The 25,808-nt window shown below is 63.8% G+C and carries 20 protein-coding genes; 4 read left to right on the top strand and 16 right to left on the bottom strand.

What is annotated here, in order from left to right:
* Nucleotides 1-7 precede the first annotated feature (7 nt).
* The 13 genes from EO99_RS0106485 to EO99_RS0106425 form a co-directional block, all read right to left on the bottom strand.
* Nucleotides 8-1,318 carry a carbohydrate ABC transporter permease gene (locus EO99_RS0106485; RefSeq protein ID WP_051679726.1) on the bottom strand — a complete coding sequence of 437 codons (1,311 nt, stop codon included), beginning with the start codon at nt 1,316-1,318 and terminating at the stop codon, nt 8-10.
* 66 nt (nt 1,319-1,384) lie between these two features.
* Nucleotides 1,385-2,740, bottom strand: a complete 1,356-nt coding sequence (locus EO99_RS0106480; protein WP_029617830.1) for an ABC transporter substrate-binding protein — start codon at nt 2,738-2,740, stop codon at nt 1,385-1,387.
* Nucleotides 2,741-2,995: 255 nt separating this feature from the next.
* Nucleotides 2,996-4,090, bottom strand: coding sequence for an HD domain-containing phosphohydrolase (locus EO99_RS0106475; RefSeq protein ID WP_037111195.1), 1,095 nt, complete (start codon nt 4,088-4,090; stop codon nt 2,996-2,998).
* An 11-nt stretch (nt 4,091-4,101) separates the two neighbouring features.
* The gene (locus tag EO99_RS0106470; RefSeq protein WP_051679725.1) at nt 4,102-6,276 is read right to left on the bottom strand and encodes an ATP-binding protein; all 2,175 of its coding nucleotides are present in this window, start codon (nt 6,274-6,276) and stop codon (nt 4,102-4,104) included.
* Complete coding sequence (locus EO99_RS0106465) at nt 6,273-6,788, bottom strand: molybdopterin-dependent oxidoreductase (protein ID WP_029617827.1); 516 nt, start codon at nt 6,786-6,788, stop codon at nt 6,273-6,275. The genes EO99_RS0106470 and EO99_RS0106465 overlap by 4 nt, the downstream gene beginning before the upstream one ends.
* A gap of 351 nt (nt 6,789-7,139) precedes the next feature.
* The gene (locus tag EO99_RS0106460; protein ID WP_029617826.1) at nt 7,140-8,888 is read right to left on the bottom strand and encodes a M14 family metallopeptidase; all 1,749 of its coding nucleotides are present in this window, start codon (nt 8,886-8,888) and stop codon (nt 7,140-7,142) included.
* Nucleotides 8,889-8,892: 4 nt separating this feature from the next.
* Nucleotides 8,893-9,738, bottom strand: a complete 846-nt coding sequence (locus tag EO99_RS0106455; protein ID WP_029617825.1) for an ABC transporter permease — start codon at nt 9,736-9,738, stop codon at nt 8,893-8,895.
* Between the two features lie 5 nt (nt 9,739-9,743).
* Nucleotides 9,744-10,667 (bottom strand): ABC transporter permease, encoded by a 924-nt coding sequence (locus tag EO99_RS0106450; RefSeq protein WP_029617824.1) that lies wholly within the window; start codon nt 10,665-10,667, stop codon nt 9,744-9,746.
* Between the two features lie 60 nt (nt 10,668-10,727).
* A complete protein-coding gene (locus EO99_RS0106445; protein WP_029617823.1) occupies nt 10,728-12,260 on the bottom strand; it encodes an ABC transporter substrate-binding protein in 1,533 nt (510 codons plus the stop codon).
* Nucleotides 12,261-12,302: 42 nt separating this feature from the next.
* Nucleotides 12,303-14,129 (bottom strand): ABC transporter ATP-binding protein, encoded by a 1,827-nt coding sequence (locus EO99_RS0106440; RefSeq protein WP_029617822.1) that lies wholly within the window; start codon nt 14,127-14,129, stop codon nt 12,303-12,305.
* Nucleotides 14,126-15,904 (bottom strand): acetyl/propionyl/methylcrotonyl-CoA carboxylase subunit alpha, encoded by a 1,779-nt coding sequence (locus tag EO99_RS0106435; protein ID WP_051679724.1) that lies wholly within the window; start codon nt 15,902-15,904, stop codon nt 14,126-14,128. The genes EO99_RS0106440 and EO99_RS0106435 overlap by 4 nt, the downstream gene beginning before the upstream one ends.
* On the bottom strand, nt 15,901-17,505 hold the full coding sequence (gene pxpB, locus EO99_RS0106430; protein ID WP_029617820.1) for a 5-oxoprolinase subunit PxpB: 1,605 nt from the start codon (nt 17,503-17,505) through the stop codon (nt 15,901-15,903). The genes EO99_RS0106435 and pxpB overlap by 4 nt, the downstream gene beginning before the upstream one ends.
* A 46-nt stretch (nt 17,506-17,551) precedes the next feature.
* A complete protein-coding gene (locus EO99_RS0106425) occupies nt 17,552-18,322 on the bottom strand; it encodes a LamB/YcsF family protein (RefSeq protein WP_029617819.1) in 771 nt (256 codons plus the stop codon).
* A 204-nt stretch (nt 18,323-18,526) separates the two neighbouring features.
* Here EO99_RS0106425 and EO99_RS0106420 point away from each other — a divergent pair, with 204 nt between their 5' ends.
* On the top strand, nt 18,527-19,267 hold the full coding sequence (locus EO99_RS0106420; RefSeq protein WP_081852000.1) for a GntR family transcriptional regulator: 741 nt from the start codon (nt 18,527-18,529) through the stop codon (nt 19,265-19,267).
* A gap of 33 nt (nt 19,268-19,300) precedes the next feature.
* Here EO99_RS0106420 and EO99_RS0106415 read toward each other — a convergent pair whose 3' ends face one another.
* The 3 genes from EO99_RS0106415 to EO99_RS0106405 are packed head-to-tail and all read right to left on the bottom strand — an operon-like array spanning nt 19,301 to nt 23,507.
* Nucleotides 19,301-20,887 carry an acyl-CoA dehydrogenase family protein gene (locus EO99_RS0106415; RefSeq protein WP_029617817.1) on the bottom strand — a complete coding sequence of 529 codons (1,587 nt, stop codon included), beginning with the start codon at nt 20,885-20,887 and terminating at the stop codon, nt 19,301-19,303.
* Between the two features lie 5 nt (nt 20,888-20,892).
* Nucleotides 20,893-21,654 (bottom strand): SDR family oxidoreductase, encoded by a 762-nt coding sequence (locus EO99_RS0106410; protein ID WP_029617816.1) that lies wholly within the window; start codon nt 21,652-21,654, stop codon nt 20,893-20,895.
* Nucleotides 21,651-23,507, bottom strand: coding sequence for a feruloyl-CoA synthase (locus EO99_RS0106405; RefSeq protein ID WP_029617815.1), 1,857 nt, complete (start codon nt 23,505-23,507; stop codon nt 21,651-21,653). The genes EO99_RS0106410 and EO99_RS0106405 overlap by 4 nt, the downstream gene beginning before the upstream one ends.
* A gap of 121 nt (nt 23,508-23,628) precedes the next feature.
* Between EO99_RS0106405 and EO99_RS0106400 the strand changes: the two genes are divergently transcribed.
* From EO99_RS0106400 to EO99_RS0106390, 3 genes are read left to right on the top strand one after another with little or no spacing between them, the layout of a single operon-like run.
* Nucleotides 23,629-24,423 (top strand): crotonase/enoyl-CoA hydratase family protein, encoded by a 795-nt coding sequence (locus EO99_RS0106400; protein ID WP_029617814.1) that lies wholly within the window; start codon nt 23,629-23,631, stop codon nt 24,421-24,423.
* A gap of 13 nt (nt 24,424-24,436) precedes the next feature.
* Complete coding sequence (locus EO99_RS0106395; RefSeq protein ID WP_029617813.1) at nt 24,437-24,907, top strand: MarR family winged helix-turn-helix transcriptional regulator; 471 nt, start codon at nt 24,437-24,439, stop codon at nt 24,905-24,907.
* The gene (locus tag EO99_RS0106390) at nt 24,904-25,779 is read left to right on the top strand and encodes an amidohydrolase family protein (RefSeq protein WP_029617812.1); all 876 of its coding nucleotides are present in this window, start codon (nt 24,904-24,906) and stop codon (nt 25,777-25,779) included. Before EO99_RS0106395 ends, EO99_RS0106390 begins: the two co-directional genes overlap by 4 nt.
* Nucleotides 25,780-25,808: the final 29 nt, after the last annotated feature.

The following is a 25,808-nucleotide window of genomic DNA, read 5'->3' as shown; positions in this document are numbered from 1 at the left end:
GCTTCCCTCAGAATTCGATTTTCGGCCGGCCGAGAAGCTCGTCGAACCGGAACAGCCTGAGGTAGATGATCGACAGCGACACGCCGACGATAACCAGGATGAGCGCCATGGCGGCACCGAGGCCATACTGGAGGTTGCCGGTGTAGCTGTTCAGCGCCGTATTGAAGGATTCCAGTGCCCAGACGGTCGTCGTGCGACCGGGACCGCCGTTCGTGGTCAGCCAGATCTCCTGGTAGGAGGACAGCAGCGACAGCGTCTGATAGCTGGTCACGAAGAGGATCGGCCAGCGCAGGTGCGGCAGGATGATGTAGCGGATCTGCTGCCAGCGGCTCGCCCCATCGACCTCGCTTGCCCAGAGCTGCTGGACCGGGATGGCCTTTAGCGCGCTGGAAAACAGGATCATCGCAAATGCGGCACCGATGAAGCCGTTGACCATGATGACGATGGTCCAGGCGGTGGGTACCGAGCCCTTCATGTAGTTGAAGGCCGGCAGACCGAGAGCATCCGCGGCGGTGTAGAGGAAACCGCCCTCCCAGGTGAACCACTTCCACATGACGGCATAGAGGACGATCGGTGTGATCCGCGGCAGGAGCCAGAGCATGCTGAAGGCGCTTGCGGCTCCCGCAGGCAGGTAGAAGGTTGTCACGGCGAGGAACAGGCCGACAAAAACCGTGAAGGATAGCGTGACCGCCACGTAGAAGACGGTATTGAGGACAATCCGCCACGTGTCGCTGGTGGAAAACAGCTGCTTGAAATTGGCCGTCGTCCACGTCCAGCCGGTATAGCTCGCCTCGACGATCTGATCGACCGTATCGGCAGGCGCCGAAGGCAGGAACGTGGCGATCGCCTGGCGCGCTGCGGATTCGCTGGTGAAGCGGCTATTGAGGATGGAAAGCTCGAACTGGTCGACGGCAAGCTTCAGGTCGCGGATGGAGCGCGGCCGGTGCTGCAGGGTCTTCAGCTCACGCTCGAACAGACGCTCGTCCGTAAACGTTCTGCCGCCGAACTGCTGCTCGATCTCTGCGAGAAACGCAGGATCGGTGCCGGCATCCCTGGCCTTTGCAATCCCCTCCGGATCGACGACGAAGCTCGCCTTGGAAAGCGCGTCGGCGATCTCGACCGGAACGCCGTTTTCCTTCAGCGCCGTCAGAAGGTTTCCCGTCACCACATAGGAACCGCCGCTGATACCTGTCGACGTGCTCATATTGGTGAAGGCGAATACCCCCGTCAGCACCACAGGGAGAAAGAAGAACCCTATCAGCACGACGAGCGCAGGGCTCATGAAGGCGAGCCCGACCATGTAGGATCGCGTACGCATCGGTATCTCTCAAATTTAAGGGAATGGTGCGCCGGGCGGAACATCAGCTCCGCCCGGCAATCGGCTTCAGCGGATGACGACCTTGTCGCCCAGCGTCGCCTTGATCTCGCTCTCCACGCCGCTGACGGCATCGGCAACCGGGGAGGTCTTGGTCCACGAGGCTTCGAGCCCCTTGTACATGGCCTTCCAGACGACACCGAAGTCCGGATCGTTCGGGAGCGAGGTCGCGTGCGGAAGCAGGGCTTCCGTTGCAACCGTCGTCCAGCGATCATTGGCATAGAGCGGAATCTCCGCTTCGGCCGTGCCGATCGCGAGGTGGCCCGACTTCACCGCATGCAGAGCGTTGATGCGCGGCTCCGAAGCGATGGTGATCAGTTCGGCGGCGATCGTCGCGTCATCATCCGTGCCTGTCGTGGACAGGAGGTAGACCAGCGGATGGGTAATCGTGTTGGCACGACCCTTCTCGTTGCCGGCCGGGATGAGGCTGTACTGCATCTGGCCGAAGAAGTCCTTGAGGCCCCACTTGGTTTCCCACTCGGCCTTGTGCCAGGTGCCGCCATGCCAGATGCCGGCCTTGTCGTGGGCAACCGCGTCATGCCAGCTGTCCCAGGTGGTGCCGAGGTAGGTCGCCGGAACCACGCCCTTCTCCACCGCGTCGACGAAGAACTGATACATGTCCGTCAGCGCCTGCCGGTCGAGAACCAGCTTGCCGGATTCGCGGTCGGTCATCTCGCCGCCGAAGCTCTGATAGAACTGCCAGTAGTCGGTGCCGTTCGACGGACGCGGCATGAAGCCCTTGCCCGGTTCGACCACGCCGGCATCCTGCATCTTCTTGGCATCATCCAGCATCGAATAAAGCGTGTACTCGCCGCTCTCGACCTTGCCCGGCAGCGCCTCGATGTCGGCGTCCGTATAACCGATCGCCTTCATGTGGCTGCGGGAGAAGAAGAAGGGACGCGACTCGGCGTCCTGCGGGATGCCCCAGACCCGGCCGTCGAAGGACGCGACGTCGATCAGGTTGGGATAGAGCTGGTTGAGCGGCCAGGCGTCGAAATCGACGTAGTCCTCGACCGGGCGCAGAAGACCGGACTGCGACCAGGTGCCGATGTCCTCGTGGCCGGAAACGATGATGTTGGGCGCGGTATTGGATTCAGCCGCGAGCGTCACCGCCTGCTTGAAGTCGTCCCAGGTGGTCCAGGTCTGACCTTCCACGGTGACGTTGAGCTCCTCGCCGCGGATCACCGCCTCGCGCTCCAGGATATCGGCCGCCATCTTGATGGCTTCGATGCGGTAGTCGTTGGTGGGGCCGGTACCGCCAGCCCACACTTTAATGGTGACATCCTTGGCGGACGCAAGAACCGCAGTTGACGCAAGCAGCGCCGCTGCCAGCGTTGCGGATTTCATGAATGAAGCAACGGTCATGGTTGAACCTCCGAAGAGAAAATGGACTCTTCTGCTGCTCGCCGAGCAGTGCGCGAGATGCCGCAGAAGCGTTGAAACGATCATCAACGGGTCCGCTTTAGAGGCCGCGCATAACATCCAAATGACAAATTGCACGCGTGTGCAAAAATCTCTGTCGAGATGACCTGCGGAAGATCAGCACGACGCTCAACCGGCCGTTTCAGACGATCTCATCAGCCAGAAACACGTCCGGCCGACGCTTGGGCCATGCAGAAATCAGGCGACCGCCCGTTCTTTCCCGCCGTGCTGCACCGTGACGTTCGGGGCGGCAGACCAGCGGGGCTCATCGATATTCTCGAGCATGATCCGCATGATCGTCGGCAGCGCCTTGACGAAGGCCGACACGCAGGCCGGGTCGAACTGCGAGCCTCCACGCTTGCGAATATGATCGACCGTACGCTCCACACTCCAGGCCTCCTTGTAGGGACGTGCCGTGGTGAGAGCGTCGAAATTATCGGCGATCGCGACGATGCGACCGGCCAGGGGAATCTCCATACCCGACAGGCGGTTTGGATAGCCCTGCCCGTCCCACCGCTCATGATGGGTAGCGGCAATCTCGGCGGCGAGTTGCAGCAGGCTGCAGTTCGACTCCTGCAGGATACTGCGTCCGACCAGGGTATGGTGCTGCATCTCGGCATACTCCCGCTCGGTCAGCTTGCCTCTCTTCAGCAGGATGGCGTCCGGTATCCCGACCTTGCCGATATCGTGCATCGGCGACGCCAATCGGATATCGCGACAGTAATCCGGATCGAGACCGTAGGCGCTGGCAATGGCTTCCGAGAAGGCACCGACCCGTCTTGTGTGCTTGGCCGTATCGGAATCCTTGTAGCTGGCAGCGATGGTGAGCCGCTCGATGATCTCCTCCTCCCGCGCCCGCAGTTCCTTGAGTGCCTTGTCGACTTCCCTCCGCAACCATTCCGCCTTTTCGGCAAGCTGGTTGCGGGCCTCGACAAGCGCTCCGAGGTTGCGCATCCGCGCCTGGAATTCGAAGGGATCGACCGGCTTCGTCAGGAAGTCGATCGCACCCGCGTCCAGTGCCAACATCCGCACAGACATTTCGGTGTCGGCGGTGACGAAGACGGTGGGTTTGTCGCGGTACTTCGGGAACCGACAGATTTCCGCCAGCAGTTCGACGCCGGTATATGCCGGCATCAGGTAGTCGATGACGGCCACGTCGTAATCGAGATCCGGCATATCCGCGAGAACGGCTTCGGGAGAGCTGTATTCCAGAACCTGATAGCCGAGTTTTTCGACCAGTTTCTTCAGGAACGCAAGGTTGGTGCTATTGTCGTCTACAAGCAGGATACGCATCACTATTTCCCCTATGCCGCTATGCGGCGCCGTTGTTCGTGGAAAGTCGCCGCCAGTCCGTCCAGTTCGGTGGCCGCAAGGCCCGACGCCTCCAAAGCCATGCATGAGCTGACAACGCCCGTAAAACCAAGGTTAGCCGAGGCACCACGAAGCGAATGCAGCAATCGCGCCGTCCGCTTCACGTCGCCTTCATTTGCCGCTGTCTTGATCTGCGCGAGCAGCTTCTCCGCGTCCTCGAAGAAGTCAGAGAGAAGCTCCCGGAACCCGTCATCCCCGAGCGCCTCGACGAGTTCCAGGCGACGTGCCTCAAAACCCGTTTCCTCCTGGACCACAGTCCGAGGCCTTGGCGCCACGGTGTCTGTCTCAAGCACGATTTTTCGCAGCGTCGCCATCGTGATCGGCTTGGACTGGAAGCCGTCCATTCCGGCGTCCGCACAGAGCCGCCGATCGTCATCGGAGGCATTGGCCGTCATTGCGATGATGCGCAGCCGTGCCAGTCCCGGCAGTGCCCGGATCATCCGCGTTGCCTCCAGGCCGTCGACCACAGGCATCTGCATGTCCATCAGCACCAGGTCGAAGTCTCCCTCGCTCACCTCCCGGACCGCCTCCAGGCCATCGCCTGCCACCGTGACATGCTGGCCAAGGCGGAGGAGGAAACCCTTCGCCACGTCCTGGTTCACCTTGTTGTCTTCGACGAGGAGCACCTTCAACTGTGGAAGCTCCCGCGGGCCTGTCGTTGCAACGTCGCTTGCCCCCACCTCGGGTTCGACAGCGGTGGCAGGAATCTCGAACCAGAAGATGCTGCCTTTTCCGGGGATGCTCGACACGCCGATCTTGCCGGACAGCCGCTCCACGATCTGCCGGCAGATTGTCAGCCCGAGGCCGGTCCCGCCAAACCGTCGGTTGATGGAAGCATCGACCTGGCTGAAGGGCTGGAAGAGCTTTCCGATGCCGTCCTCGTCGATGCCGATCCCGGTGTCGGAAATCTCGAACCGCATCCGGTCGCCGCCATCTGTCTGAAACTGGCTGATCCTGAGCGTGATGACGCCGTCGGAGGTGAATTTGCAGGCATTGCTAAGCAGATTCAGCAAGACCTGACGCAGCCGCGTCGGGTCGCAGAGGATTACCGGAAACACGGCGTCCTCGTCGATTTCGAACTGCAGGAGGTTCCGGTTCTCCCGCGCCCGATCCTGAACGATGCCGAGGGCGGAGCAGGCGACGGACCGGATCGCCGTCGGCCGGGCCTCGATCTCCAGCATGCCGTTTTCGATCTTTCCGTAATCCAGGATCTCGTTGATGATCTCGAGCAGCGCCTCGCCGGACCGACGAATGGTTCCGACGCTGTGATGGGCAGCGGCCGGGATATCCGACAGGTCCAGCAGCTCGGCAGTTCCCAGAATGGCGTTGAGCGGCGTGCGCACCTCGTGGCTCATGGTCGCCAGAAACTGTGATTTTGCCTGGTTGGCACTCTCCACAGCGCGATACGCCACCTCCAGGTCGCCCGTCATCGCCTTGAGCTTCGACCCCGCCGCCCTGACCGATTGCAACTGCCGCCGGAGAAGATGGACGAGGACGCCGACACAGACGACGAGGAGGATCACGAGGAGGCCCGACTTGACCTGCAGGGAAAGCAACTGCGATCTGTTTTCGGCGCGATCGAGGCTGACAGCGCTGTTGGCGTAAAGAAGCAGGTCTTCGGTGTTGGCCATCAGGCGAATGACATGAACCTTCGCGGCCTGGAACGACGCTTCCGATGTACTGCCTGCCGCGGCGATCTCGTTGAAGACCGGCTCGATGGCCGTAATGCTCGACTGGATCGATGAAAGCAGCGGAGCAGCATCCCTGTCGCCTCCGAACTTCCGGTCGAAATCGCCATTGTTGAGGATCGCCATGCGCGAATACAGGATATCGTAGCGGAGCAAGGCCGGGCGGAGGCTGTCCGGGGCATAATCCCGCCGCGTCGTGAGATCATGCATGGTCTCGTGAAGCTTCCTTGTCTCCCGATCCAGCTGGTAGATCGACCACAGCGCATTTTCGCGGATGCCGTCCTGAAGGCTGGAATAGCGGTTGGAAATCAGCGCGAAAACCACCGCCAGCCCAAGGAGGAGTACGACGGCGAAAGTCTGCAGGACAGCGGTCGCCCTGCTTGCCTTCCGAATTGCGTCTGTGTCGGAAAGTTCGCTCAATCCGTCACCTCGATTTTGACGATCTGCCAGACGGAACGGGAGAAATACTTCTCGTTGTAGAGGTTTGGATCCAGGTCGAAGGGATAGATGAGGAAGAGCGGCCCTTTCTCCCGGACCGACATGGTCTTGCCGTGAAGACGGGTGGCAAGGATTGTGTCCAGTTGAGCAACGTCTTCCATCGGCACATCTGCGTAGTAGTCATTCAGAGCGGTGATGCGAAGCTTTGCCCCCCGGGCACCGGCTGCCTCAAGGACGCTTCGCAGGTACGGTCCCGAAAACTCGACCTCTCCCGATGTCCATGGCGTCCTGACCTTCGCAGAGCGCCCAGCGAGCGCCTCAAGCATCTGCAGATCGAATTGCGCCGTCGCGCCGACATTGGGATGATCGAGCACCGGCGACGACACCGTCAGCACCACGGGGCCTTTGGGCGCGTCCAGAGCCATGGCTGGAAGTGCAACCGACACCACCACAGCAAAGAGGCCGAAAAACTTGGAGAGCAGTCTGATGTGCATGGGGCGCCCGGATGCCGGCCCTATCTCGGCCAAGCTGTTTGACTGGAACATCATCCTGCCAAACGCGAGACCGGAGCCCCGCCTTTTTCTACCGCCGCGTCATGCTGGTGGTTTTGGTTCTGAGCAGACCCTCATTTCTAGCGTCGAAATGTTTACTGCTTTTCAAGCAAACCGCTAAAATTACGCCGGATCGGCAAGAAAGCATCTGAATGGCCGCAGCCGGGCGCATCAGCGACCGCATGGCGGTCACATATCCGTGGAAGTTGTCGGTATTTTTGGGGCGACGATCTGCCCGGTAGGACGTGGGACACCCAGAACGCTCCACATGCGCTGCCCAGAAGGCAGCCTTCGTCAGACGGAGGCTGCAGCGGCCTGTCTGGCGGGAAGGATCTCCTGCCAGGCGGCATAGGCGGAAAGCACGGTTTCCATCTGCGCGGTGTGCCCGGCGATAAATGCATCCCCGTAGATGGTCTCGTCCGGATACTCGGTGATCAGCGTCATCGGCACCGTATGGCGGTCGTCGATGGAGGACAGGCACGGGAAACCGTTGATGATCCGGAACCCCGTCTCGCCCGCATGGATCTCGTAGAGGGCGATCTGCCGATTGTTGTAGTCCAGGAGACCCGGGATCGCGCCGAGGTGGCGCGTCACACGGTCGAGCAGTGCTTCCGCCTGGTCTTCCCAGCTGGCGTGATGCCGCATGATGAGGAAGAACCCCTTCGGCAGCGTCCACATCCCGAAGCCGCGCGGCACGTAGCCTGAGAGCGGCCGTGTCCATTCATGCGAGGGATAGCCATGCAGGTTCACATGCAGCTCCGCGCCGCTGATCTCCTGCGCCTTGAAGCGGATTTCCTTCTCGTTCAGATGCGCTCCGGCGTTCTCCGGCGTGCGGTACTCAAGATCATCGCCAAGGGCGGTGTAGCGCGCGGCGTGATGCATGTGACGCGGATTATCCACCCTCAGACGCTGGTGAATGGCATAACCGTCCGGGTTTTCCAGCGGAGAGATGGTGAAATGCGCCTCCGGCATCTGGCGAAGCCTGTCGGCCGCGCGCAAGGCACCGACGATACCGGTTGTCTCGTTCGGGTGCTGCCCCCCGCTGATCATCACCGGCACGTCGCGACCGGCAACATAGCGGGCGGAAACCTGCCGCCCCGAGCGCGAATGAGCCGCAAAGGCCGCGCCGTCGACCTCACCGAGGAGCCGGGCAACCTGCGCGAACGCCAGCGGCTCCCGTGCGGTCTCGAGATCCTGCTCTTCACCGTCGAGGAACAAGGTTGAAAGCGGCCTCACCTCGATTGCCACCGAGACCTCGCCCTGGCTCTTGACGATCTCCGGCACGATCTGCCCGGGCTTCAGTCCGCGGTCGCCCAGCGGGCGCCCTGACTTCTTCTGGAAGAACTCGAGAAGCGAGAAGTAGAAATCCTCGTGGAGCGCCTCGCGCAGGCTGACAACCTCGTCGCCGACCGCCAACGGCTCGTCCTCGGCGGGATGCGCCACGCGAATGTTCAGCTCTTCGAAATACGGCTCCTCCGAACCCCAATCCTGTTCGGCAACAGCCGTGATCGACGCCGCGAACAGCGCCTCGTAATCCGTCTCCAGGCGCTCGCCCTGGTCATCACCGGCGGCGCGATACCAGCCTGTCGGAGACACATTGGTTTCACCGACGATATCGACATGCACGCGGTTGGGTGCCAGGACCTTCAGCGTCTTCACACCGGTCGTCTTCGTCAAACGCACGTCGTAGAAAAACTCGCCGTCCTCGCGCTCCACGAAGTCGATCTTCGCATCGCCGACGAGCGCTGCCAGCGGATAGGCCTCGAGGCGGAACCGATTCCGCGGCGCGTCGGGATGCACCGGGTATCGGATTTCGATCGCCTCGACCCCACGCAGGTCAACCTCTTCGAGGAAGGTGTACAGGAGCGGCTTGTAGGCGCTGCGGATGCGGGCGGTGATGCCCTTCTCCGCCAGGCGGCGCTCCGCGGCGCTGCGGCTGTTGCGGTCGTCGAAGGTCCAGGCCTCGAAGGACTGGCCGGCCACCGCGCCCGCCACCAGCTGGTCGAGAGTGCGCTCGAATGAGGTCGTGAGGATCTTGGACATGGGATTACCTTGAGCTTCTGCCGGTCGGGTCGAGACTGTCGCGCAGCCAGTCGCCGAGAAGATTGAGGCCGAGCACCGTCAGCAGGATGGCAAGGCCCGGAAAGACGCTGACCCACCACGCGGTCTGCAGATAGGTACGGCCATCGGCCAGCATCCCGCCCCAGCTCGGGATCGTCGGATCGACGCCGAGCCCAAGGAACGTCAGGCTGCTTTCCAGAAGGATGTTGTTGGCGACGTTGAGCGTCATCAGCACGATCACCGGGCCGATGAGGTTGGGCAGCAGGTGCTGGACGATGATGCGCCAGTCGCGCACGCCGATGGCACGGGCCGAGAGGATGAATTCCCGCTCGCGCAGGGTCAGCACCGAGCCGCGCACCACGCGGGCATATTGAACCCACTGCGAGACGATCAGCAGGATGATCGTGTTCGTCAGGCTGCCGCCGACGATGGCGATGAAGGTGATCGCCAGGAGGATGAAGGGCATGGCCAGCTGCAGGTCGGCGAACCGCATGACCAGCATGTCCCAGAAACCGCGGTAGTAGCCGGCGATCAATCCCATCAGCACGCCGAAGATGACGGCGCCGATGACCGATGTGAAGCCGACCAGCAGGGAGATCTTGCCACCGGCGACCACCCGCGCCAGCACGTCACGGCCCAGCGGATCGGTGCCTAACACATGCGCCATGTCGCTGAAGGGGGGCACCAGACGGGAGAGCAGATTGACCTTCTCGGCGCCCGGGAAAAGCACGTCGGAGAGGAGGACCGCACCGCAGATGATGACGGTGAGAAAGGCGCCGAGGATGAACTCGAGGCTGTGGAACCGCTGCAGGCGTGACGTTTTTGCGGCCATGGTTCTTACTCCGTGCGGATGCGGGGATCGATGAGCCCGTAGGCGATATCGACCAGGAGGTTGATGCCGACGATCAGCAGCGAAAGGACAGTGATGACGGCCTGCAGGACCGGGTAGTCACGGGCGGCGACGGCGTCGAAGGCAAGCGTACCCAGACCCGGCCAGTTGAAGACGCGCTCGATGACGACGATGCCGCCCAGCAGACCGCCGAACTGCAGGCCGAAATAGGTGATCAGCGGGATCGCGCAATTGCGCAGCGCATGCTTGTAGAGCACCTTCGTCTCGCTGAGCCCCTTGGCACGGGCCACCATCACGTACTGCGACTGCAGCGTGTCGAGCATGGTGGTGCGCACGAGGCGGACGTTGGTCGCCGTCAGGATGATGGCCATGGTGGCGCCGGGCATGATGTAGCTCTCGATGCCGCCCATCCCGCTCGGCGGCAGGAGACCGAGCGTAATCGAGAACAAGAGCACCAGCATGGTGGCGAGCCAGAAATTGGGGAAGGACAGCCCGATCAGCGAAAAGATCCGGATCGCCTGATCCAGCCCCTTGCCCCGGGACGTTGCGGCCATGATGCCGAGCGGGATCGACAGCACGATCGAGATCGCCATGGAGACGAAGGCCAGCATCAGCGTTGCCGGAACGGCGTTGCCGATCAGCGTCGAGACCTGCGTGCCGCCGACGAAGCTGCGGCCGAAGTCGAGCGTCAGGATGCCCTTGAGAAAGTCGAAATACTGAACGAAGAACGGCTTGTCTGTCCCGAGCGCGGCACGGATGCGCGCAAGATCGTCCTCCGTCATGCTGCCGCCGCCCTGGAACATGGTCACGGCAGGATCGCCCGTCAGCCGGATGGCGAAGGACACGAGCAGTGTGATGGCGATGACGACGAAGATCGCTTGCAACAAGCGTTTGACGAGAAACCCGGCCACGTTCTTTTCCTTGAAGTCGAGGGAGGTGCCGCCCGATGGCTGGGCGGCACCTGGTTGCGATTATTCGACGGTGACGTCTGTGAGCTTCAGGCGGTTGTCGGGAGCTGCCACGAAGTTCTGCACCCGCTTCGAGACGCCGTAGATGGCGTTCGAGTTGTAGAGCGGAAGCTCCAGTGCCCGGTCGGCGATGTAGGCACCGATCTCCTTCAGGATCCGCTCGCGCTCGGCACGATCGGTCAGCGGACGCTGGGACTCCAGCATTTCGTCGAGCGTTTCGTCCGTCTCGTAGGGGTTCCACTTTTCGCCCGAGTGGTACATCGAGTAGGCCGTGTTGTCGTAGTCGAAGGTCCAGCCACCCCACTTCTGCTGGAACATCGCGCCGGTCTTGCCCTGCGGGATGATGTCGTTCAGCAGCACGTTCGTTTCGTAGGGCTGGATGGTGGCGTTGAGACCGACCATCTGCAGGAAGCTCGCCACGACCTGGGCGACTTCGTTCATGGTGGCATCATTGCCGCGGATGTCGATCTGCAGCGGCGAACCGGCCGCAACGCCTGCTTCTGCAAGCAGTGCCTTGGCAGCTTCTGGATCATACGGCAGCGGAGCGAGTTCCGGGTCATGGCCGAAGGAGAGCGCGCTCTGGAAGGTCGCGATCTCGGCGCCCTGGCCGGCAAGGATCGATTCCACGATGGTCTTGCGATCGACCGCCATGATGATCGCCTTGCGGACACGCGGGTCGGCCGTGATGCCGTCGCGGGTGTTGAAGCGCAGCGCATCGACGGTCGGACCGGGCACGCTGACGATCTCGAGGTTGTCGTCGGCTTCGATGACCGGGATCATGCCGATCGGAATGATTGGCGGGATGACGATATCGACGCGACCGGCCTGCAGCTCGGCAACGGCTGTCGCCGGCTCGGTGATGAAGCGGTACTCGAGCTCCGAGAGCTTCGGTGCACCACCCCAGTAGTCAGCATTGGCTTCCAGCTTGATGCCGACCTTCGGCTCGTAGGAGACGAACTTGAAGGCGCCGGTACCGACCGGGTTGAGGTTGAAGAAATCCTCGCCCTTTTCCTCGATGTACTTCGGCGGAACGATCATCGCGCCGTAGCCGGCGAGCTTCGTCAGGAGAACCGGATCCGGCGTGGTGAGCTTCATGTCGACCGTGTATTCGTCGATGACCTCGACGCTCTCGATCGCGATGTAGTTCGAGCGCTGCGGACCCTTGGCACCTTCTTCGCCCAGCAGGCGGTCGAAGGTATATTTCACCGCTTCGGCGTTGAAGGGCTCGCCGTTGTGGAAGGATACGTTCTGGCGCAGCGTGAAGCGAATGCGCTTGCCCTCGTCCAGCTCTTCCCAGCTCTCGGCAAGACCGGGCACCAGCTCCATGTCGGGGCCACGGTAGGTCAGTCCGTCGAAGATGTTGGTGGAGACGGCAGCCCAGGCCACCAGGAAGGTGTCGACCGGGTCCCAGCTGCCTGGATCCTGCGAGCTGGAAAGCGTCAGCTTGCCGGCGGCGAGCGCCGGGCCGGAAAACGCCGTTCCGGCCATGGCGAGCGCGACGGCCGCCGATAGAAGTCCCCGTTTCATTATTGTCATGTACCTGTTCCTCTCAGATGCGTGCGATGTCTTCGCGGTTGTTCAGGCGCTCTTCGCGATGAAGTGGCCTGGATGGATTTCCTCTCGACCGAGGATTGCGGGCTCCTCGCCGACGCGGTGGACCGGATTGGGGATGTCTCCCTCGATCAGCACCGTGTTGCGCTGGGCGGCGGGATCGGCCACCGGCACGGAAGCAAGCAGTCGGCGTGTATAGTCGTGCTCCGGCGTCTCGAAGACCTGCCGGCGGCTGCCCATTTCCATGATCTGGCCGAGATAGAGGACGGCCACGCGGTGGCTCATCTTTTCCACCACCGCCATGTCGTGGCTGATGAACAGGTAGGCGAGACCTCGCTCCGCCTGCAGGTCCATGAACAGGTTGATGATCTGCGCCTGGATCGAGACGTCGAGGGCCGACAGCGCCTCGTCGGCGATGATCAGCTTGGGGTCGGACGCCAGCGCGCGGGCAATGCAGATGCGCTGCCGCTGACCGCCGGAAAACTCGTGCGGATAGCGATCCGCGTATTGGGAGCCCAGCCCGACGCGCTCCAGGAGTTCGTCCACCCGGCGCCGGACGGCCTTGCTGCCGGAGATCAGGCCATGCGTGTTGATCGGCTCGGCGATCGAGAAGCCGACCGTCTTGCGCGGATCGAGCGACGCGAAGGGGTCCTGGAAGATGTACTGGATTTCCTGGCGCATGCGGAAGCGGTCCGCCGCCGACATCTCCGAATAGCCCCGGCCATTGAAGGAGATGTCGCCGGAATGGGCCGACTGCAGCTGCTGGATCGTCCGCCCGATGGTGGATTTTCCCGATCCGGACTCGCCGACCAGTGCCAGCGTCTCGCCGGGATAGATGTCGAAGGCGACCTTGGAGACGGCGCTCAGCCGGTGCGTCACCTTTCCGAAGATCGTCTTGCGGATATCGAAACGGATGGAAAGGTCCTTCACCGAGAGGAGCGGCTTTTCTCCGTAGCGGGCGGTATCCTGCACGCGCTCTTCACCCACCAGCTTCGGCTGGCCATCTTCCAGGACGGTGAGCGGCATGCGTTTCGGGAAGGCCTCGCCGGTCATGCTGCCGAGACGGGGAACAGCGGCCAGGAGCGTGCGGGTATAGGGATGCTGCGGACTGGCGAAGATCTGCTCGACAGGCCCCTGCTCCACCTTCTCGCCCTTCCACATGACCACCACGTCGTCGGCCATTTCGGCTACCACGCCCATGTCGTGGGTGATGAACACCATGCCCATGCCGAGATCCTTCTGGAGCTCCCGCATGATGGTGAGGATCTGCGCCTGGATGGTCACGTCGAGCGCCGTGGTCGGCTCGTCGGCGATCAGGAGCTTCGGCCGGCAAGCGAGCGCCATGGCGATCATGACACGCTGGCGCATGCCCCCCGACAGCTGGTGCGGATAGCGTGACACGAGCTCGGCGGAATCCGGCAGCCGGACGAGGTCCAGCAGCCGCGTGGCTTCGGCCAGAGCCTCTGCCTTGTTCATGTCTTCGTGCAGAAGCAGGACTTCGCAGATCTGGTCGCCGATCGTGAAGACCGGATTGAGCGACGTCATCGGCTCCTGGAAGATCATCGCGATCTCCTTGCCACGAATCTTGCGCATCTGCTTCTGCGACGCCTGGAGCAGGTCCTGCCCCGCGAACATGATCCGGCCGGCGGCAAACGTCGCGCCCATCATGTCGGCAAGCCTCATGATCGACAGCGACGTCACGGATTTCCCGGAGCCGGACTCGCCGACGATGGCAACCGTCCGGCCCGGCTGGACGGAAAACGAGAGGTCCTCGACGACCCGGCTGACGCCGAAATCGACGCTCAGCCCCTCGACCGACAGAAGTGGCGTTTGATTGTCCATGGTGGCGCTCATTCAAGTGTTTCCGGCACGTCCTGCCCGGCAAGGTTGGAACTGTTGTCGCGGGTGGAAGGCGAAATGCGGGCGATCACCTCGCCTGCGTTGTGGGAGGAACCTGCTTCCGCAAGAATGGAGATGACGCCCGTTTCTGGTGCCGTGACGGCAGTTTCCATCTTCATGGCATCCATGACCGCAAGCGCGTCCCCCTTCTTCACCAGATCGCCATCGGCAACATTCCACTGCACCAGCGTCCCGGGCACGGGTGCGCGAACATCGCCCGCATGGCTTTCGCGGTCTGGCTCCTGCTGCGCCGAAGACGGCGCCTGGCCCAGCAGTTTGAAAAAGGCGTCCGGGATGCCGAGGCGGACGAGCTTGCCGTCGAGTTCGACGGTGGCGCGCAGAAGCGGCGCCGTGTCCGGCTGCAACGGTCGGGCCTCGGCCTCCAGCGTCCCGGCGAAATCGGTTTCGATCCAGCGGGTATGGACGCGGAAGGTCTCGCCGGCAAAATCCGGATGGTCGACGACCGCTCGGTGGAACGGCAGCACCGACGGCACGCCCTCGATCTGGAACTCGCCGAGCGCCCGGCGTGCACGGGCAAGAGCCTGCGCCCGGTCGGCGCCCCAGACGATCAGCTTGGCTGCCAGCGAATCGAACATCGGCGGAATGACGCAACCGCTGGCGACGCCGGAATCCAGCCGCACGCCCGGTCCGGAGGGTGCGTTAAACTGCGTGATCTCGCCAGCCGAGGGCAGGAAGCCGCGGCCGGGATCTTCCATATTGATCCGGAACTCGATGGCATGGCCCCGGGGCAGAGGTGTCTCGGTCGTGCTGAGCGGCAGGCCTTCGGCGATGCGGAACTGCTCGATGACGAGGTCGATCCCCGTCGTCTCTTCCGTCACCGGGTGCTCGACCTGCAGCCGCGTGTTGACCTCCAGAAACGAGATCATCCCGTCGGCGCTCAAGAGGAATTCCACCGTGCCGGCGCCGGTGTAACCGGCCTCCGCACAGATGTCGCGGGACGCCGCGTGGATCTTCTCGCGCTGTTCAGGCGAGAGGAACGGAGCCGGCGCTTCTTCGACGAGCTTCTGGTTGCGCCGCTGCAGCGAGCAATCGCGGGTGCCCACCACGAGCACATTGCCCAGCCGGTCCGCCAGCACCTGCGCCTCGATGTGGCGCGGGCGGTCGAGGAACTGTTCGACGAAGCATTCGCCGCGCCCGAAGGCGGCCACGGCCTCGCGGGTGGCCGACAGGAACATCTCCTCGACCTCGTCGAGGTGGCGCGCGACCTTCATCCCGCGCCCGCCGCCGCCATGGGCGGCCTTGATGGCGATCGGCAGGCCGAAGCGCTTCGCAAACGCCAGCGCCTCCGCAGCACTCGAAATGGCGCCCTCGCTGCCGGCCACCAGCGGTGCCCCGACCCGCTGGGCGATGCGGCGCGCCTCGAGCTTGTCTCCCAGCGCCTCGATCACCTGCGGATCCGGGCCGATCCAGGTCAGCCCCGCGTCGATCACAGCCCGCGCGAATTCGGCGCGCTCGGAGAGAAAACCGTAGCCGGGATGGACGGCATCCGCGCCCGATCGTCTGGCAACGGCGATCAGCTTGTCGATGTCGAGATAGGTGTCCTTCGCGCTCGCACCATCCAGCGCATAGGCTTCGTCCGCCTGAGCGACGAAGAGCGCGCCGACGTCGGCATTGGCGTAGACGGCGACAGAGGCCAGGCCATAGTCCTTGCAGGCCCGGATGATCCGCACCGCGATCTCGCCGCGGTTGGCGATCAGAACCTTCTTCATGTCTGTTTCCCCGGAATAAGTCTGTCGACGAAGCGGTGTGTCGGGTTGAAGCGAATGCGCGCACCCACCGGAATCTGCCCGGCAAGATCGAGGTGGTGGCCCGCGACATTGGCGATCACCGGATAGCCGCCGGTGAGCGGATGATCGGCGAGGAAGAGCACCGGCTGGCCGCTCGCCGGCACCTGGATGGCGCCGTGGACTGTGGCTTCACTGGGAAGTTCTTTGGTGATCGCCCGTTCCAGTGCCTCGCCCGCAAGCCGGATGCCGACGCGGCTCGATTGGGCCGTGACCTGCCATGTCTGGGACAGGAAGCTTTCCACGGCGCTCTCTGTAAACCAGTCGGTTCTCGGTCCCATGACGACGTCCAGCACCACCTCCTCGCCGGCACGCGGCATGGAGACGGAGGGCAGTTCACCCATCGTGACAAGGCTTCCGACCGACGCGTCGCAGATTGCAACGTGATCGCCCGCCGCAAGCGGCGCTGGACCAATCTGCGCCAGCGTATCGGTGGCAGCGCTTCCCAGCACGGGAGCAACCGCAAAGCCGCCGCGCATCGCCAGATAGGAGCGCATGCCGGCCGGCGGCGCACCAAGTGTCACCACATCGCCATCGTCGAGGGCGACCGGGTGATTGTGGTGAGCCGTCAGCCGGGCGCCGCTCGCGCTGGCGATCGACACGGGAGCCGGAGCCCCTGCCAGTGAGAGAACACCCCGACCGCGCATCCGAAACGACAGGCCACCGAGCGTGACTTCCAGCGCCGCTGCATTCGGCGGATTGCCGACCAGCCGATTGGCCATCTTCAGCGCGCCGCGATCGGCTGCGCCGGACCGGCTGATGCCCTGGTTCGCCTGCCCCGAACGCCCGAGATCCTGGAACAGGACCGGAAGGCCGACGGAGAGTATTTCGATGCCAGCCGCACCCTCAACCGCGGCGGGTGGCTGGCTGGTCTTGACCGAAGCCTTCGGCGCCTTGATCTCGTAAGGCCTGGCATTCCCGATATCGATGAAGCGGACACGGCTTCCGGGCTGCAGCAAGGCCGCCGGATCGCGGTCGATGTCGAACATCGACAGCGGCGTCGTGCCGATCAGCTGCCAGCCGCCGGGGCTCGTCTTGGGATAGACACCGGTGAATTCACCGGCCAGTCCGACGGCACCGGCCGGCACATGCGTGCGTGGCGACTTACGTCTCGGCACCGCCAGCCGCGGATCACCACCGGCCAGATAGGCAAAGCCGGGAGCAAAGCCTGTGAATGCGACCAGATATTCGGCTGCGCCATGAAGGCGAATGACCTCTTCCGATGTCACGCCCAGAATGGCGGCGACCTCTGCGAGATCTTCGCCGTCGTAGTGGACCGGGATCTCGACCAGCGATCCGGAGGAGGCCTTGCTCTCCCCGCCGAGATAGGACGCAACGACGGATCCGAGCGCTTCCGCCGAGATCTCCAGCGGATCGAAGTCGATCAGCAGCGTGCGGGCAGCCGGGATGATCTCGCGGATGCCGGCAATCGGATGGTCCTGCAGGGCCTCGAAAAGTGCGAGCGTTTCGCCGAGGTCGGAAAGCTCCACGAGAACGCAGTCCTCCCTGACGGGCAGGACACGCATCGACGGAGTGCGCAGCGGTGCGGGAACGGTTGCCTGCATGCCAGTCTCAGCCTGCCGCGCCGGCGCAGGGGCCGATCGCAACGCCGGCCTCCTGGAGCGCACTGCGCAGACGCTGCGCGATCGCAACGGCACCCGGGCTGTCGCCGTGCACGCAGATGCTCTGCGCATCGACCTTCGTCATCGTGCCGTCGATAGCCTCCAGCACGCCCTCCTGGACGAGCCGCACCATGCGCTTGGCAATGACATCCGGATCATGCAGGACGGCCCCGGCCTCACGTCGGGAGACGAGTGCCCCCTCTGCCGTGTAGCCGCGATCCGCAAAAGCCTCGGCCACGACCGTCAGACCGGCAGCCCTCGCCTGCGCGATGAGCGGCGAGCCCGCGAGCGCCACAAGCGCCAGCGAAGCATCGACGGCCAGGATGGCGGCGATCACGTCGGCCGCCTGCCGTGTATCGAAGGCGATGGTGTTGTAGAGGGCGCCATGCGGCTTGACGTAGGTGACGCGCGTGCCCGCCGCGGTGGCGAGCCCCTGCAGCGCACCGATCTGGTAGACCACGTCGCCGATCAATTCCTCGCTGGTCGGGTCCATGTTGCGCCGGCCGAACCCGACGAGGTCGCGGTAGCCGACATGGGCGCCGATGGCGATGCCCCGTTCGGCGGCAGCCCGCAGCGTCCGCAGAATGCCGGCCGGATCGCCCGCATGGAAGCCGCAGGCGACATTCGCGCTGCTGACGACATCCAGCATCGCGCTGTCATCGCCCATGCGCCAGGCGCCGAAGCTTTCGCCGAGATCGCTGTTAAGGTCGATCATCCTCATGAGACCTGTTTCCCACTCATTACTGCGATGAAAGCTAGCAACTCCCGATATCCCTGTCCATACTGTTGAACAATTTTCATACATTGCCCTACAAATAATCATTCAGCCAGGATGGAGCCGGCGTTCCATAGCGGCGCCGTGGTTTTCTATTGAACTCCGCCGGTCGTCCTGCGATTGGCATTGTGAAGCGGGATGGGCAATCTGATGACAACTTTCAGGACGGGTGGTTTGGGCGAGAAGGAACAGGAAGCGCCAAATACGAAGCGCTCTGCCCGCCAGAACAGCAACGGCGTCGAACCGACCCTGACGCTCGCCGAGACGCTTGCCGGCCGGATCCGCGAGCAGGTGATCTCCGGCCGGCTCGTTCCGGGCAGTCATCTCTCCGAACAGACCCTCAGCGACGAACTGCAGGTCTCGCGCAACACGCTGCGCGAGGTTTTCCGACTGCTGACCAAAGAAGGGCTTCTGCGCTACGAGGCCAATCGCGGCGTCTTCGTCGCGACGCCCAGCATGTCGACGATCGTAGACATCTACCGGGTTCGCCGCTTCATCGAGTGCCCGGCGCTGGCGCAGGCACATCCCCGCCATCCGGCAGCAGCCAAGATGCGCATTGCCGTCGAAGCGGCCCATGATTGCCGGGACAAGGGCGACTGGCTGGGCGTCGGCACGGCCGACATCGCATTCCACGCAGCGATCGTCGAGCTTGCCGATAGTCCGCGTCTCAGTGACTTCTACCGGCAGATCTCCCTGGAACTGAGGCTGGTCTTCGGACTGCTGCACGACCCCGAGTTTCTCCACGCTCCCTTCATCGACCAGAACCGCAGCATCGTCACGCAACTGGAAGCCGGCAATCCACGGGGCGCCTCGGAGACCCTGGAAGCCTATCTGTTTCAGGCGGAAAGATTCATCCTGGGGGCCTATGCAAGGGTTTCCGGAAATCCCTGAGACAGGGAAACCGGCGGGAAATCCGAAAGACGCTCAGGAGCGCTCGGCAACCTCCGGCAGCTGCCGCACCCGCATCGCCATCCAGGCGCTGACCGCCTGCCACCCCGCCCGCATGTAGCTGTCGGCGAGATAGAGTCCCCGTTCCGGATCATCGCGAAGTGCGACCATGCGCGCGCTGAACTCGGTGAAATCCGCCAGCCCTCGAAGCGCCTCATCCGCCAGCTCGGGATGTTCCGCGGCCAGGGCCTTGATCTCCGCCCTCGCACGCTTCTCAAAAACCTGCAGGCCGCGCCCCTCGTCCCGCCACAGCCGTCGCGTCAGGAAGTCGATGGCTTGCATCCCCGTCGTACCTTCGTAGATCGTCATCACCCGCGAGTCGCGCAGATACTGCTCGAGCGGCCAGTCGCGCGTATAACCGGCCCCGCCGAGCACCTGGATGGCGGCATTGGCGACGTCGAAGCCCGCTGCCCCACCGAAATTCTTGATCAGCGGCAGCATCCATCCGGCAAGATCCGCAAGCGCCCGGCGGCGGCTCTCGTCCGGCTCGAGACGCGCGAGATCCATGATGGTCGCGAGTTCCAGCACCGCCGCCCGCAGCACCTCCGTCTGCCGGCGTATCTCGTGTAACTGCCGCCGGACGTCCGGATGCGTGGCGATCGCAACCGGCGGTCGCTCGGGATGTCCACCCTGACGTCGCTCCCTGGCATAACCTTCCGCGATATCCAGCGAAGCCGAGGCGAGCCCGAGCCCCTGGCAGGCGGTCTGCAGGCGCATCAGCTCGATCATCGTGAAGAGCTGCGGCAGCCCGCGTCCTTCGTCACCGATCAGCACGCCGACAGCCTCCTCAAAGCGCATCGCGCAGGTCGGCGAACCATGCAGGCCCATCTTCTCCTCGATGCGCTCGACACTCACGCCGTTCTGGCGCCCATCGATCCCGTCCGGCACCAGGAAGAGGCTGATGCCACGGGTCCCGGGTTGGTCGTTGGTGCGGGCAAGCAGGCAGTGGCCGATGCGGTCCGCCATGTCGTGGTCCCCGAACGAGATCCAGATCTTCTGGCCGGTGATCCGCCACGTCCCGTCACGGCATTGCGCCCTCGTGCGCAGACGGCCGACATCCGAGCCTGCCTCCGGCTCGGAGATGCAGATGGTTGTCGCCCACTCCCCCGCCAGAAGCTTCGGCACCCATTCATCCGCAACTGCACCGTCGGCAGCCTCCGCCAGCAGATGAGCGGCAGCGCGCGTCGAACCGGCCGCCATCATCAGCGCCACGCAGCCGCGCTCGAAGAGCGGCGCGCAAGCCGCCTGGACGGTCAGCGGCAACCCTTGCCCCCCGTAGCGATCGTAGACGTCCATCCCCAGCCAGCCGGACGCGCCGTAGCGCCGGAAGGCCTCTGCAAAACCGGTCGGCGTTCGCACCCGCCCCTCGACGAGTCGTGCACCCATCCGGTCTCCGGGAGTGTTGAGCGGCGCCAGCACCCTTTCGGCAAACTGCGCCGCTTCCTCGACGATCGCTGAAACCGTCGCGTCGTCGCAATCCGGGCTGAGCTCCTTCACCCGCTGCCAGCCCGGCGTCAACGCCAGAAGCGCCAATGTCCGTTGCGCTTGGTCGGAATACCCCATCGCAGTCACCGGGGCTGCATCCGGATCCCGCCGTCGAGGCGGATGACCTCGCCGTTGACATACTGGTTCTCGATCAGGAAGCGGACGGCATCGGCAAACTCGGCCGGATCCCCAAGCCGGGCGGGATAGGGGATCGCCGCGCCGAGACTGTCCTGGGCCTCCTGCGGCAGGCCGGCCAGCAGCGGCGTCAGGAAGATCCCGGGCGCCACCGTGTTGACCCGGATCCCGAACCGCGCGAGCTCGCGCGCCGCCGGCAGCGCCATGGAGACGATCCCGCCCTTCGACGCGGCATAGGCCGCCTGCCCCACCTGGCCTTCGAAGGCGGCAACGGAGGCCGTGTTGACGATCACGCCCCGCGCCTTGTCGTCCAGTTCCGGGTTTGCGGCCATGCATTCGGCCCCCAGCCGCATCATGTTGAAGGTGCCGATGAGGTTGACGCGAATGACGCGCTCGAAATCGGCAAGCGGCATGGGGCCCTCCTTGCCGAGGATGCGTCCCGCCGTGCCGATGCCCGCACAATTGACGAGGATGCGCAGCCCGTCGCCGGCTTTGGCTGCAAGTCCGAAGACCTTGGTGGCATCCCCCTCGTCCGCGACATCTCCCGTGACGGCCACGCCGCCGATGTCCTGCGCAACCCGCTCGGCAGCCTCGCCATTGCGGTCGAACACATGCACCACCGCCCCCAGCCTTGCGAGAAGCCGTGCCGTCGCCTCGCCGAGGCCGGAGCCTCCTCCGGTGACAATCGCGCTCGAACCTTCGATCTTCATGCCGCTAGCTCCTTGCCCACCTGAATGACACCCGGCGCATCGGCGTAGAGCGCCTCGACCAGCTCGCCGCGATGCGCCAGCACCGCCCGTTGGTTGATCGAGCCCTTGTCCGTCACCTCGCCCTTCTCGAACCGCAGCGGTTCCGTCATCAGCAGGATGCGCATCACGCGGGTTGCCGACCCGCTCGACTGCCGCTGGTGCTCCAGGAGCCGTGCCGCGATCGCCGCGCGCACCTTGGGATGCGCGATCACCGCCTCGTCGTCGAGATCTGCTTCACCGTCCACCAGCCCCCGAAGCGCCGGCATGAACGGAACGGCAAGCGCCCCGAGCTCGGCACGGCTCTCGCCGGTGATCACCGCGTCGCGGATCAGTCCGCCGAACTGATTGACGAGCTGCGCGCGCAGAACCCCGACCGCCACCCAGGTGCCCGTCTGAAGCTTGAAGTTTTCCGCCGTACGCCCATCGAAATAGAAGCCTCGTCGCGGGTCATCGGCCTCGACGAATTTCACCGCGTCGCCGATCCGATAAAAGCCCTCGTCGTCGAAAGCCTCCGCCGTCAGCGTCTCGTTTCGCCAATAGCCCGGCGTGACGTTCGGCCCCTTCAGGCGCAACTCGTACCGCTCGTCCGCGGGCACCAGCTTCATCGTCACCCCTTGCGCCGGAATGCCGATATTCCCGGGCTTGTCCTGGGGATCCGTGCAGAAGAGCGCGAAAGGTGCGGTCTCCGTGGAGCCGATGCCGGTGCAGAGCGGGATCCTCCGGCCCGTTGCCATCTCGGACAGCTCAAGCAGTGCGTCCCAGGTATGCTGCGCCATGCCGGCGCCGGCATACATCAGCAGCTTCAGATCCTTGAAAAAGTTCTCCCGCAGCGCCCGATCCTCACGCATAGCCTGGATCAGCATCTCGAAGCCGGCGGGAACGTTGAAGTACCAGGTCGGCGACACCTCCTGGAGATTGGCGATCGTCTGCCCGATCAGCCCAGGCGCCGGCTTGCCGCGGTCGATGTAATAGGTGCCGCCGTTGTAGATTGCGATGTTGAAGCACTTGTTGCCGGCGGCCGTGTGATTCCAGGGCGCCCAGTCGACGAGGATCGGAGGTTCGTCGCGGAAATAGCCGTAGCAATCGGCAATCATCTCCTGGTTCGAGCACAGCATCCGCTGCGTCTGGATGACCGCCTTCGGCGAGCCGGTGGTCCCGGAGGTGAACAGGAACTTCGCTACGGTGTCAGGGCCGACCCTGTCGAAGGCTTCGTCGACAACCGCTGTCGGCTCCGTCTTCAGGATATCCTGGAAAAGGAATGAAGCCGGTCGCGTCGGCGGCAGGTTGCGAACGGCAGCAAACGGAATGTCGGCCCCGAAGGCCGCAGTGGCGCCCTCGAGGAAAGGTCCCGCGTCTTCAGCGAAGACCATGCCGGGCGTGATCTGCCGGGCGATGTCGCGCAGCTTGCCGAGCCCGGAGGGATTGGTCGTATAGGCGGGTGCGATGGCAGCGGACGGGATACCCACGTGCTGCGCCCCGAGCGCCATCAGCGCATGTGGAATAGAGTTTTCCGACAGGATGACGAGAGGACTTTCCGCCGACAGGCCCCGATCGAGCAGAAACTGGCCTATGCGCCGGATCCGTTCGAGGGCCTGGCTGTAGGTGACCGTGGCCCAGGCACCCGTTCCCTCGCGGTCGGCCATCCACACACGGTCCGGCGCGATTGTCGCCCAATGCACCAGGCGCGCATTCAGCTTGTCGGGATAGGCGCCCAGCGGATCCTCCCGCCAGACAAGCACCTCCCCGTTCGGCCGCTTTTCCCAGTTCACCACTGGCGTCCACAGCTTTGCATCCTGCACGGCGTTGTCGGCCATGACATCCCCTCCCAGAGATTGATACTCCCGGTTTTTTGTTTACAAGGAAACAATCTCTCTGTAAACAATCATGCAGGACAGACGGCTCCGGGAGGTCCGTCTATGAAGGAGTGGATGCACAATGGCCGACGCAACGGCGAGCAACTTCGTCACCTATGAGCTTCGCGACGAGATCGCTCACATCGGGCTCAACCGGCCCGAAAAGCGCAATGCCATCAGTGACCGTTTCGTCGAGACCATTGCAGAGACGGTGGTCCGCGCCGAGGACGAGGCAAAAGCCGTCGTTCTCTACGGCCATGGCGATCATTTCTGCGCCGGGCTGGACCTCGCCGAACACATCAAGAAGACACCCATGGAGGGCGTCCGCGGCTCCCGGCGATGGCACGCGGTCTTCGCCGGCATAGAACATGGCACCATTCCCTGGATTTCCGCGCTGCACGGCGCCGTCGTCGGCGGGGGCCTGGAGCTTGCCGCCTCGACCCATATTCGCGTTGCCGATCGTTCCGCCTTCTTCGCGCTTCCGGAAGGCCAGCGCGGCATCTTCGTCGGCGGTGGCGGCTCCGTTCGGGTCGCACGCCTGGCAGGGGTGGCCCGCATGACCGACATGATGTTGACCGGCCGCGTGGCGGCCGCCGAAGAGGCCGAGCGCTGGAACATCGTTCAATACGTCGTGGACAAGGGCGAGGCGCGTCGGAAGGCGCATGAACTCGCCTGTGCCGCCGCCAGCAACGCGGAAATCTCCAACTACGCCGTCATCAACGCCCTGCCCCGTATCCAGGACATGGCGAAGGAAGACGGCCTGTTCGTGGAGTCCTTCATCGCCTCCTTCACCGCCACCACCCCGGAAGCCGAAGAAAGGCTTCGCGCCTTTCTCGACAAGCGGGCGGCGCGGGTGAAGGCGCCGGGCACCAGCTGAGGGAGATGCCGGCATGGATGTGTCCGCACGACGTCCCGACAAGGTCCAGGTGGGTGAGCTTGCAGGTTCGCTCGGTTTCCTGCTGCGGCTTGCACAGCTGCATGCCTTCGAAGATTTCTTTTCCGATCACGGTCCACGCGGCCTCAAGCCGGGAGAGTTCTCCGTCCTGTGGGTGATCGCGTGCAACCCCGGCATTCGACAGAGCGCACTGGGACAACGCCTGATGATCAAGCGTGCGCATATGACGAAACTTATCCGGGCCCTGGAGGACGCAAATCTCGTGTCCCGGGAAATCCCGGACGCCGATCGCCGCGCGGTCGAACTGACGCTGACGCCACACGGGCGGCAGGCCGTGGACACGGCGAGTGACGCCTTCTTCGGCTACGAAGAGACGACCGGCGCGCCACTCAGCCTGAAAGAAAGGGCGCAGCTGATCGCGCTCCTGCAGAAATATGTCGGTCTTGCGGAGGAGACGGGCCGGTGAACATCGACGAACTGATCGCCATAGACATCCACACTCATGCGGAGGAACCCTGCTGCGGTCACCGCGACGACGGCTATGACGAGTTCCAGGCCGGCATGGCGAAATACTTCAAGAACCCGGCCGGCGCCAAGGGCATGCTGCCCACCGTCGAGGAAACGGCCGCCTACTATCGGGAACGCAAGATCGGCTGCGTCATCTTCCCGGTCGATGCCGAGCGGGAAACCGGCTTCCGACGCTACGAGAACGAGGAGGTGGCGCAGATCGCCGCCGCCAACAGCGACATCATGATCCCGTTCGCCTCCATCGATCCGGCCAAAGGCAGAAGCGGTGCGCGCGAAGCGCGACGTCTGGTGCGCGAATTCGGCGTCAAGGGGTTCAAGTTCCACCCCACCATGCAGGGCTTCTATCCCAACGACCGCAGCGCCTACCCCCTGTATGAGGCAATCGCCGAAGAGGGCGCGATCACCCTTTTCCATACCGGCCAGACCGGCGTAGGCGCCGGCATGCGCGGCGGCATGGGCATGCGGCTGAAATACTCCAATCCGATCCATCTGGACGACGTGGCAGCCGATTTCCCGGACATGCCCATCATCCTGGCGCATCCCTCCTTCCCCTGGCAGGAGGAGGCGCTCTCTGTCGCGACCCACAAGCCGAATGTCTACATCGACATGTCCGGCTGGTCGCCGAAGTACTTTCCACCGATCCTGGTCCGCTATGCCAACACGATGCTGAAGCACAAGATGCTGTTCGGCTCCGACTGGCCGGCGATCACCCCGGACCGGTGGTTGGCGGATTTCGAGAAGATCGAGATCCGTGACGAGGTCCGTCCGTTGATCCTCAAGGAGAACGCCCGGAGACTGCTGAATCTCTGAACTGCTATCCGCAACATGTTCTGAACTGG

This window comes from Pseudorhizobium marinum (genome assembly GCF_000705355.1).
Classification (GTDB): Bacteria; Pseudomonadota; Alphaproteobacteria; order Rhizobiales; family Rhizobiaceae; genus Neorhizobium; species Neorhizobium pelagicum.
This window is presented reverse-complemented; position numbering and strand designations above follow the sequence as displayed.